General features: G+C 63.7%; 8 protein-coding genes. 7 read left to right on the top strand and 1 reads right to left on the bottom strand.

Going from position 1 to position 10,193, the window contains the following annotated elements; translation table 11 throughout:
• Nucleotides 1-1,221, top strand: a 1,221-nt coding sequence (locus EOB59_RS36400; protein WP_245486655.1) for an oligopeptide/dipeptide ABC transporter ATP-binding protein, incomplete at its 5' end; no start/stop codon positions are given.
• Nucleotides 1,222-1,247: 26 nt separating this feature from the next.
• Here EOB59_RS36400 and EOB59_RS16490 read toward each other — a convergent pair.
• On the bottom strand, nt 1,248-2,150 hold the full coding sequence (locus EOB59_RS16490; RefSeq protein WP_127270260.1) for a LysR family transcriptional regulator: 903 nt from the start codon (nt 2,148-2,150) through the stop codon (nt 1,248-1,250).
• Nucleotides 2,151-2,261: 111 nt separating this feature from the next.
• Here EOB59_RS16490 and EOB59_RS16485 point away from each other — a divergent pair, with 111 nt between their 5' ends.
• The 6 genes from EOB59_RS16485 (at nt 2,262) to EOB59_RS16460 (ending at nt 10,175) form a co-directional block, all read left to right on the top strand.
• Entirely contained in the window at nt 2,262-3,899 is a 1,638-nt protein-coding gene (locus EOB59_RS16485; protein WP_245486654.1) for an ABC transporter substrate-binding protein, read from the top strand.
• Nucleotides 3,896-4,786, top strand: coding sequence for a DUF427 domain-containing protein (locus EOB59_RS16480; protein WP_164874019.1), 891 nt, complete (start codon nt 3,896-3,898; stop codon nt 4,784-4,786). Before EOB59_RS16485 ends, EOB59_RS16480 begins: the two co-directional genes overlap by 4 nt.
• 89 nt (nt 4,787-4,875) lie before the next feature.
• Nucleotides 4,876-5,640, top strand: coding sequence for an SDR family oxidoreductase (locus EOB59_RS16475; RefSeq protein ID WP_128288793.1), 765 nt, complete (start codon nt 4,876-4,878; stop codon nt 5,638-5,640).
• Between the two features lie 419 nt (nt 5,641-6,059).
• On the top strand, nt 6,060-7,034 hold the full coding sequence (locus EOB59_RS16470) for an ABC transporter substrate-binding protein (protein ID WP_127382422.1): 975 nt from the start codon (nt 6,060-6,062) through the stop codon (nt 7,032-7,034).
• Nucleotides 7,035-7,110: 76 nt separating this feature from the next.
• On the top strand, nt 7,111-8,196 hold the full coding sequence (locus EOB59_RS16465) for a glycine betaine/L-proline ABC transporter ATP-binding protein (RefSeq protein WP_128288792.1): 1,086 nt from the start codon (nt 7,111-7,113) through the stop codon (nt 8,194-8,196).
• Nucleotides 8,193-10,175, top strand: coding sequence for an ABC transporter permease subunit (locus tag EOB59_RS16460; protein ID WP_128288791.1), 1,983 nt, complete (start codon nt 8,193-8,195; stop codon nt 10,173-10,175). The genes EOB59_RS16465 and EOB59_RS16460 overlap by 4 nt, the downstream gene beginning before the upstream one ends.
• The last annotated feature ends 18 nt before the right edge of the window (nt 10,176-10,193 follow it).

Raw genomic sequence — 10,193 nt, 5'->3', positions numbered from 1 at the left:
GGTCAGGGCCGGCTCGACACCATTCCGGGTTTCCTGCCCGGCATCGGGGCCGACATCAAGGGCTGCGCCTTCGCCGATCGCTGCGCGCTCGCCGACGATCGCTGCCGCAGCGAATTGCCACCGCTCTACGATCTGGGCGGCCGGCTGTCGCGCTGCTTCCATCACGACAAGGCGCAGGCGCTGCCGCGCGAGACACCGAGCGATGTGGCGCCTGTCCCAAAGGCGGCAGCCGCACCGGTGCTGCGCGTCGCCGGGCTGAACAAGACCTATGCCAGCCATGGCCATGCACTGCGCGCCGTCAAGGATGTCTCGCTCGATTTGCGACCCGGCGAGACGCTCGGGCTGGTCGGTGAGTCCGGCAGCGGCAAGACGACCTTCGCCAGGCTGCTGCTCGGCTTGGTGCCGCCCGATGACGGCGGCACCATCGAACTCGAGGGCAAGGCGCTGGCGCCCAGGCTGGAGAACCGCAGCGACGATCAGATCAAGGCGATGCAGATCGTCTTCCAGAATCCGGACTCCGCACTCAACCGCTCGCATTCGATCCGCCACCTGATCGGCCGGGCGCTGAAGCGGCTGGCCGGCCTCTCCGGCAAGGCGCTGGAGTCGCGCCTCAATGACCTTGTCCGCTCGGTCCGGCTCACCGACCGCCATCTTGCGGTCAAGCCACGCCAGCTCTCCGGCGGCCTGAAGCAGCGCGTCGCCATCGCGCGCGCCTTCGCCGGCGACCCGCGCATCGTCGTCTGCGACGAACCGACCTCGGCGCTCGACGTTTCGGTGCAGGCTGCCATCCTCAATCTGCTCGCCGACCTGCAGTCGAAGGAAGACGTCAGCTACATCTTCATCTCGCACGACCTTGCCGTGGTGCGTTACCTCTCCGACAAGATCGCCGTGCTCTATCTCGGCCGCATCATGGAACTTGGGCCATCGGAAGACGTCTTTTCCGGACCGCATCACCCCTATACCGAGGCGCTTTTGTCGGCGGTGCCCAAACTCGACCAGACCGAGACGGCACGCATTCGTCTCGACGGCGAAATCCCCAGCGCCACCAATCCGCCTTCGGGCTGCGTGTTCCACACGCGCTGCCCGCGCAAGATCGGCCCGATCTGCGAACAGCAGGAGCCGCCACTCGGCGAGGCCCAGCCCGGCCATTCGATCCGCTGCCACATTCCTTACGCCGAACTGGCCAGGCTGCAGAGAGCGGTCGTGACCGAGCCGGCATAGCGCTCTCGCTCGCGTGGCTTGGCCGGTCAGATCTGGCCGGCCATGCTGAGAGCACGGTCACCTTCTGAAAAACCCTGCCCTTCGGCCCAGTCTCTGGCCAGCGTGCGCAGGCCTGTGAGCGCGACATCCAGAACATCCGAAGACACGGGATTCGAGGGATAGGCGAGGTAGATCGGCCGTTGGAATACCGGAGCGTTGTCGATGCGCCGCATCTCGCCGCGCTCGATATGACCGCTGACGGCACTGAGCGGCAGATAGGCGGCGGCCTGCTGCGACTGCACGTGCTGAAGCCCGATGAAGACCAGCCCGGCCGAAATCGCCGGCTTGACCATGCCGGCAAAGGCGCGGTCGTGCTCGATGCGGAACTCCAGCCCCCAGTCCATCAGGATATAGTTTTCAGTCCATGGCTTGGTCTGTGCGGCGTGCTGGACGAGCACGACCTGATCGACGGCCAGCGTCTCGTAGACAATGCCGGGATGCGGTCGCGGCAGATAGAGGATGCAGATGTCGAGCAGGCCTTCCGCCAGCTGGTCGATCGCCGAGTCCGGAAAGCTGCCCTCCAGCCGCAGCGCCACGTTCGGCCGCCTGGCGCGCATCCACTCGACCCATGGCGAGGTGATGCGGTCCCACAGATAGGCCGGCGCGGTCAGCCGCAGCAAGGTCTCGTAACCATCGGGAACGGCGATGTCCTGCCGCGATTGCTCCCAGGTGCGGGTGATCGACGAGGCATGCGGCAGGAACTGCCGGCCGGCCGGCGTCAGCGTGACGCCATCGCGGTCGCGCACGAAAAGCCGGCGGCCCAACTGCTCCTCCAGCCCCCTGATCCGCGCACTGACGGTGGACTGGGCGAGGTTGAGCCGGCTGGCCGCGACGGTGAAGCTGCCATGGGTGGCGACTTCGAGAAAGCTGCGCAGATTCTCAGTGTCCATGCCCACCTCCTGCATCGAAAATTTCGATGACTCCTATCAAAAAATATCGCTTTCCGGCGGCAGTCAACAATGAACTAGATGGCTGAACCCCAAGACAAGCGAGGAATCCGGATGATCGACAACGCTCGCAGAACACTCACTGCAATCGAAAATTCCGCTGTTGACGAATTGCTGGCCGGCAGGATGGACCGCCGTGACTTCCTGCGCCATGGCAGCGTGCTTGGGCTTTCCTTGCCGTTCCTGGGCAGCCTTGTCGCGGCCGCCGGCCTCGGCACCCAGCAGGCCCGCGCCGAGGGCAAGCCGGGCGGCACGGTGCGCGCCGGCGTGGCGACGCCGGGCGGCGCCATCGATCCCGTCACCTACTATGACAGCGGCAGCTACCAGCTGGTTTTCCAAACCGCCGAGTTTCTCTGCATCACGCAGCCGGACCTCACTTTGAAGCCTGTGCTGGCAGAGAGCTGGGCGCCGAACGAGGATGGCAGCGTGTGGACCTTCAAGCTGCGCAAGGGCGTGAAATTCCACAATGGCGAGGATTTCAAGGCCGACGACGTCGTCGCGACCTTCGACCGGCTGGCCGATCCCAACGGCGCTTCCAACGCGCTTTCGGTGTTCAAAGGCCTTCTTTCGAAGGGCGGCACCCGGAAGGTCGACGACCACACCGTCGCCTTCCATCTCGATGCGCCGAATGGCAGCTTTCCCTATTCAGTGTCGATCGACAATTACAACGCCGTCATCCTGCCGGCGAGCTACAAGGGCGATTACGAAAAGACGTTCGAAGGCACCGGACCGTTCCGGTTGGAAAGCTACACGCCAAAGGTCGGCGCGACCTTCATCCGCAACCCCGACTATTGGGGTGAGAAGGCGCTGCCCGACCGGCTCGAATTCAAGTTCTACGGCGATGTGCAGCCGCGCATCCTGGCGCTGCAGGCCGGCGAGGTCGACATTCTCGATGCCGTCCCGCTCGATGTCAGCCAGGTCGTGCTGAACAGTCCTGATATCACCGTCTTGCGTGTCGCTTCGACCGCGCACCGCCAGTTGCACATGCGCTGCGACACCGGCCCCTTCACCGACAAGCGCGTGCGCCAGGCGCTGGCGCTGTGCATCGACCGCGCCAAGCTGGTCGACGGCTTGTGCCGCGGCATTGCGGCGACTGGCAATGACAGCCCGTTCGCGCCGGCCTTCCCGGCGACCGACAAGTCGGTGCCGCAACGCGTCCAGGACATCGCCAAGGCCAAGCAGTTGCTCGAGGCGGCGGGTCTCGCCGAAGGCTTCGACATCACGCTGACCACGCTGCGCTATTCCGACATTCCGGGCTATGCGCAATTGTTCCAGAATTTCGCCAAGGAGATCGGTGCGCGCATCTCGCTCAACATCGAGGACCAGGACAAATATTACGGCAAAGCGGTGTTCGGCCAGTCGGACTGGCTGGACAGCCCGCTCGGCATCACCGACTACGCGCATCGCAGCGTGCCAAACGTCTTCCTCAAGAGCCCGTTGGTCAGCGACGGCCCTTGGAACGCGGCGCATTTCAAGAGCCCGGCCTATGATGGCATGGTCACCAGCTATCTCAAGGCGCTCGATGCCGGCGCGCAGCGCGCTGCCGCCTCTGACATCCAGAAATTGCTGCTCGACGAGACGCCTGTCATCTTCAGCTATTTCCCCGATCTGCTGGTGCCGGTGCGCAAGAATGTCAGCGGCCTTCCGCCGATCGCGGCCGGCCTGCTGCTCGACCGCGTGTCGTTGAGCTGATCGTGCGCCAGCGCCCGATGACAAAAGAAACAAAACGGGAGACTACCATTCGCAAGCCCCATCTGCGCGGCCGTGGGCCGCATTTTCCGCTGCTCGACACCATCGTGCAGTATGAATTCGAGCCGGGCTACATAGCCTTCACCATGCCGACGCAGAAGCGCCTGCGTGTGCAGGTGGGATCGATGACCGTGGCCGATACGACCAATGCCTTGGTGTTCTACGAATCCGATCACCTGCCGGTCTACTACTTCCCGATCGGCGACGTTCGCGAGGAATTCCTGCTGCCGAGCAAGACGACGACAGAGGACCCGTTCAAGGGCACAGCCACCCACTATTCACTCAACACCGGCATCACGCTGGTCGAGGACGCGGCCTGGCGCTATCTCGATCCGGTCAAGGGCTGTCCGCCAATATCCGACTACATGTCGTTCACCTGGAGCAAGATGGGACACTGGTTCGAGGAGGACGAGGAGATCTTCGTCCACGCCCGCGATCCGTTCCGCCGGGTCGACTGCCTCCCGTCGTCGCGGCGCGTGCAGGTCATTCTCGACGGCGAACAGGTCGCCGATTCACGCCGCGGCGTGTTCCTGTTCGAGACCGGCCATCCGGTGCGCCACTATCTGCCGATCGCCGACACGCGGCTCGATATGTTCGCGCCCAGCCGCTACATTTCGCGCTGTCCTTACAAGGGCATCTCCAACTATTATCACGTGACGACCAAGGCCAAGCGTCACGAGAACCTGGTCTGGTATTATCCCGAGCCGGTGCACGAGGCGGAGCGCATCAAGGGGCTGGTCTGCTTCCACCACGAACTGGTCGACAAGATCCTGGTCGACGGCGTCGAAATCCCGAAGGAAGCCACGGCCGCGTCGAGCGGTTATTTCTGAGTATCGACGCCGCTTGAGCCATTTGCGCGCGGGCGCTTGATCGAAGCACGGCTCAGCGCATACCCTCCCTGGGCCAGGGAGGGCACTCGATGGATCTTTTCAAACTGAACGGCGATGTCGCGCTGGTCACCGGCGCCGGCAGCGGCATCGGCCAGGCAATCGCGATCGGGCTCGCCGAGGCAGGCGCTGACGTCGCCTGTTTCGGCCATGCATCGAAGGGTGGGCTGGACGAAACCGCGCACCGGATCACGGCGCTCGGCCGCAAAGCGCTGGTGCTGACCGGTACAGTGACATCGCAGAGCGATCTCGCGGCGGCGATCGATCGCGTCGAGAGCGAACTCGGTGCGCTGACCGTCGCCGTCAACAATGCCGGCATTGCCGGCTCCGAGCCCGCCGAGACGATGCCGCTGGAGACGTGGCAGAAGGTTCACGACGTCAATGTCGCCGGCGTGTTCCTGTCCTGTCAGGCCGAAGCGCGCAAGATGCTGGCGCGAGGCAAGGGCTCGATCATCAACATCGCCTCGATGTCGGGCACCATCGTCAACCGCGGCCTGACGCAGGCGCACTACAACTCTTCGAAGGCTGCCGTCATCCACATGTCCAGGAGCCTCGCCATGGAGTGGGCCGATCGCGGCCTGCGCGTCAATGTGGTTAGTCCCGGTTACACGCTGACTCCGATGAACAAGCGGCCAGAGGTGGCGGAAGAGGTGAAGATCTTCAAGCGCGACACGCCGATGGGGCGCATGGCGGCGCCGGAGGAAATGGTCGGGCCGACGGTGTTCCTCGCCAGCCGCGCAGCGAGCTTCGTCACCGGCCTCGACCTGATTGTCGATGGCGGCTACGTCTGCTGGTAAGAGCTCAGCTTCGCCTGCAGTCTGAATTTGTACGTCTCGCGAAGCGTTAGTCGTTGCGCGACATGAACCTTGGTATATATAATTTCATCCTATGAAACGGCCTTGGCGAGATGGGGCTTACCAGGCGGGTAGCCGAGATCATACGACCTTGATGGCTCGCACCTTGCAGGGCGCCGCAGGACTGGCATTCGATCCGCAGATGACCGCTCCCTCAGCGATCCGTCGGCAGTCATGACGCCGACACTCCGATCCTGTTCCATCATCACCAGAATTGAGCACCATCTTGCCTGCACTGGCCAAAGCCGGGGCAACAATTTGGCGCCGACGGCCTTGCGCAAAGACCAGTCTTTCCAACACAATCAAGAAAAGCCGCAAGAAGGGAACGAACGATAATTTTCACAGCTTGAAGGAGAACAAGCATGTCATTTCGCAGCCAGATCTCGAAACTCTCGATGAGCGCCGTCGCGCTCGCGACATTAAGCCTGCTGACACCTTCCGCCCAAGCCGCCGCACCGGAATCCAACGATCCGATCAAGATCGCGCTGTTCGACTGGACCAGCGTCAACCTCAACGCCAAGATCCTCGGCGGCATCCTGGAAAAGCTCGGCTACACAGTCGAGTATCCGACCGCCGACTATCTTTCCAGCCTGACCACAGGCCTCACCAATGGCGATCTCGATGTCGGCATGGAATTCTGGGACACGACCGCCGGCGAGGCCATGAAGGCCTCCGATGCGACAGGCCAGACCGAACGGCTGGGCAAGCTCGGCCCCAAGGCCAAGGAAGAATGGTGGTTTCCCGAATACATGAAGGAGAAGTGCCCCGGCCTGCCTAACTGGGAAGCGCTGAAGGATCCGAAATGCGCCGAAGCCTTCTCGACGGCGGAGACCGCACCGAAGGGGCGCTATCTCGGCGGCCCGGTAACATGGGAAGGCTTTGACGACGAGCGCGTCGAAGCGCTGAAACTGCCCTTCACCGTCATCCATGCCGGCACCGACGCGGCGATGTTCGCGGAACTGGACTCGGCCTATCAGCGCAAGGCGCCGATCATGCTGTGGATCTACTCACCGCATTGGGCGCCGGCCAAGTACAAGGGCGAGTGGGTTGAGTTCCCCGAATACACGCCCGAGTGCTACAGCGACCCGAAATGGGGCACCAATCCCGACGCCAAATATGATTGCGGCAAGCCGCATGGCGAGATCTGGAAGTACTCCTGGGCCGGCATGAAGGACAAATGGCCGGTCGCCTACAAGGTGGCCAAGGCCTACACGGTCGACACCGACGAACTCAACAAGATGAGCGGCGAGATCGATCTCGGCGGCAAGACGCCGGAAGACGTCGCGGCCGCCTGGATCGCCGCCCACGAAGCCGACTGGAAAGCCTGGGCGCAGTGATCGTTCCGACTGGAAGATGAGACCCGGCTGCTGATCAGCCGGGCCTCGGTTCTTGGTGTTCCAGAAGGACGTTTGAATGACGGACAAGACTGAACAGGGCGCCAAGGGGGCGGGCACGCCAAAAGATGCCCGCCCGATAAAGCTTGCCTGCCGCAATGTCTGGAAGCTGTTCGGATCGAACGCGGCCAATTTCATCCGCGAACGCGACGGCAAGGCCAGCATGGCCGACGTCACCGCCGCCGGGCTGGTCGGCGCGGTGCGCGCCGTCGACCTCGAAATCCGCCAGGGCGAGATTTTTATCATCATGGGCCTGTCGGGCTCCGGCAAGTCGACGCTGGTGCGCTGCATGTCGAGGCTGGTCGAGCCGACCCACGGCAAGGTCGAATTCGAGGGCAAGGATCTGCTGAAGATTTCGGATGCAGCGCTGATCGAGTTGCGACGCCATCGCATGGGCATGGTGTTCCAGAATTTTGCGCTGCTGCCGCATCTCAACGTGCTGGAGAACATCGCCTTCCCGCTCAGCATCCAGGGGCAGGATCGGCCGACACGCGAGGCACGGGCGCGCGAGGTGATCGAACTCGTTGGGCTCCGTGGCCGCGAGCATTTCTATCCGCGCGAATTGTCCGGCGGCCAGCAGCAGCGTGTGGGCATCGCCCGGAGCCTCGCGACAAAACCGGAAATCTGGTTCCTCGACGAGCCGTTCTCGGCGCTCGATCCGCTGATCCGCCGCGAAATGCAGGACGAGTTGATGCGGCTGCAGACCATGCTGCACAAGACCATCGTCTTCATCACCCATGATTTCGACGAGGCGATCCGATTGGCCGACCGCATCGCCATCATGAAGGATGGCGAGGTCATCCAGATCGGCACGCCGGAAGAGCTGGTGGTCAACCCGGCGACCGACTATGTCGCCGAATTCACCCGCGACGTCGACCGCGCCAAGGTGATTTCGGCACGCAGCCTGATGCGCGCCTGCGACGGCTCGGAGCATGGCGGCGCGGTGGCGCCGGATGCCAAGATCGCCAGCTTCTCGGCCGGTATCGTTGCCGCCAACAAGCCGTTCGCGGTGGTCAACGGCACCGGCAAGCCGATCGGCGAGGTGACGCCGCAGGCGGTGATCGACCTGCTGGCCGGCATCGATCGCTCAAGGGTTGGCGCATGACGGTGACGGCAAGCGCCAGCGAGGCAAGGTCGCGGCCGATTCAGGTCTGGCTGCTGATCTGGGCGTTCGCGCTTGCCGCCGTGCTTGTCGTGTTTCTGCTGCAGGACCGCCTGCCTTGGGCCGTCAACTATCCGGCCAGCGCCGTCGTGCCGGTCGCCGATTGGGTCAGCGCGCTGATGCGCTGGATCAAGTCGAACCTGTCGTGGCTGACCCGCTCGATCACCGCGGTGCTCGGCATTCCGCTCGATTTCGCGCTCAATCTCCTGGCCAAGAATTTCAAGATCGGCCATGGCACTGAGGCCTATATCCTGCCGCGCCTGTCCTGGGTCGGCGTCTGCGCTGCCGCCTTCATCGCCGGTCATGCCGTTGGCGGCAGAAAACTCGGCCTGCTGGTCGGCGGCTGTTTCCTCTACATCGCCCTGTTCGGCCAATGGACCAGCGCCATGCTGACGCTGGCGCTGATCTCCATCGCGGTGCCGTTCTGCATCGTCACTGGGCTGTTCGCCGGCATCTGGGCGTGGCGCAAGCCGTGGGCCGAAAGGCTTATCGTCTCCCCTGCCCTTGACCTGATGCAGACGATCCCGACCTTCGCCTACCTCATCCCTATGCTGCTGCTGTTCGGCAACAGCCCGGTGTCGGCGATGATCGCGACCGCCATTTTCGCCACCCCGCCGATGGTGCGGGCGACGATGCTGGGCCTGTCACGGGTGCCGTCGGAGATCGACGATTTCAGCGAAATGGCCGGCTGCACGGCGCGGCAGAAACTGTGGCGGGTGCTGCTGCCGTCGGCGCGGCCGACACTGATGGTCGGCGTCAACCAGGTCATCATGCTGGCGCTGAACATGGTCATCATCGCTTCGATGATCGGCGCCGGCGGCCTCGGCTACGACGTGCTCCTGGCGCTGCGCGCACTGAAGGTCGGCGAGGCGATGGAAGCCGGCCTTGCCATCGTGGCGCTCGCCATCGCGCTCGACCGGCTGAGCCAGGCCATCGCGCACAAGCAGGCAGAGGGCCATGTCCATCAGGAGATGCGCCCGAGCCTCTGGCGGCGCTATCCCAATCTGACGCTGGCCATCGCCATCCTTGTCGTGACAACGCTGCTCGGTCTGTTCGTGCCAGCCTTCGCGGGAGTGCCAAAAGCGATCACCTTCACCACCGCGCCGCTGTGGAAAGCAGCGGTGAACTGGGTGACGATCAATTTCTTCGACACGATCGAAGCGTTCCGCGTGACGCTGATCCTTAATTTGCTGAACCCGCTGCGTGCCTTTTGCGAAGGGTTTCCCTGGCTGGGCGCGGTGTTCCTGCTCGGCCTTGCCGGCTATCAGCTCTCCGGCCTGCGGCTGGCCGTGCTGGTGGCAGCGCTGACTGCCTTCTGCGCCATCACCGGCCTGTGGGAAAAGACCATGGCGACGGTCTATCTCTGCGGTATCTCTGCCTTCATCGCCTGCCTGATCGGCATTCCCATCGGGTTGATGGCTTCGCGCAGCGACCGCTTCGAGAAGATCGTCACACCGATCATCGATACGCTGCAGGTGCTGCCGTCCTTCTGCTTCATCATCCCGGTGGTGATGCTGTTTCGGGTTGGCGACGTCACCGCGATGATCGCAACGATAGCCTTCGCGGTGGTGCCGGCCATCCGCTACACCAATCACGGCATCCGGCAGGTGCCGCCGGCGCTGATCGAGGCGGCAAAGGTGTCGGGCTGCACGCCGCGCCAGACCTTCTTTCGCGTGCAACTGCCGCTGGCGCTGCCGGAGATCATGCTGGGCGTCAACCAGACGATCCTGATGGCGCTGGCGATGATCATCATCTGCGCCATGGTCGGCACCCGCGATCTCGGCCAGGAAGTGTTCATCGCGCTGTCCAAGGCCGATTCCGGCCGCGGCATCGTCGCGGGCCTGGCCATCGCCTTCATCGGCATTGTCGCCGACCGGCTGTTCGGCGCCTGGACGGCGAAAGCCAGGGCAAGGCTGGGATAGCAGGCGCCGCCCTACTCC

The sequence above is a fragment of the Mesorhizobium sp. M7A.F.Ca.MR.176.00.0.0 genome (genome assembly GCF_004023165.1).
In the GTDB taxonomy this organism is placed as follows: domain Bacteria; phylum Pseudomonadota; class Alphaproteobacteria; order Rhizobiales; family Rhizobiaceae; genus Mesorhizobium.
Note: the sequence above shows the minus strand (reverse complement) of the source record. Positions and strands in the feature narration are given on the sequence as shown.

Excerpts from the sequence above, each read along its gene's own strand:
- EOB59_RS16490 (WP_127270260.1), bottom strand. The coding sequence starts at position 2,150 with ATGGACACTGAGAATCTGCGCAGCTTTCTCGAAGTCGCCACCCATGGC.
- EOB59_RS16485 (WP_245486654.1), top strand. The coding sequence starts at position 2,262 with ATGATCGACAACGCTCGCAGAACACTCACTGCAATCGAAAATTCCGCT.
- EOB59_RS16475 (WP_128288793.1), top strand. The coding sequence starts at position 4,876 with ATGGATCTTTTCAAACTGAACGGCGATGTCGCGCTGGTCACCGGCGCC.
- EOB59_RS16470 (WP_127382422.1), top strand. The coding sequence starts at position 6,060 with ATGTCATTTCGCAGCCAGATCTCGAAACTCTCGATGAGCGCCGTCGCG.
- EOB59_RS16465 (WP_128288792.1), top strand. The coding sequence starts at position 7,111 with ATGACGGACAAGACTGAACAGGGCGCCAAGGGGGCGGGCACGCCAAAA.
- EOB59_RS16460 (WP_128288791.1), top strand. The coding sequence starts at position 8,193 with ATGACGGTGACGGCAAGCGCCAGCGAGGCAAGGTCGCGGCCGATTCAG.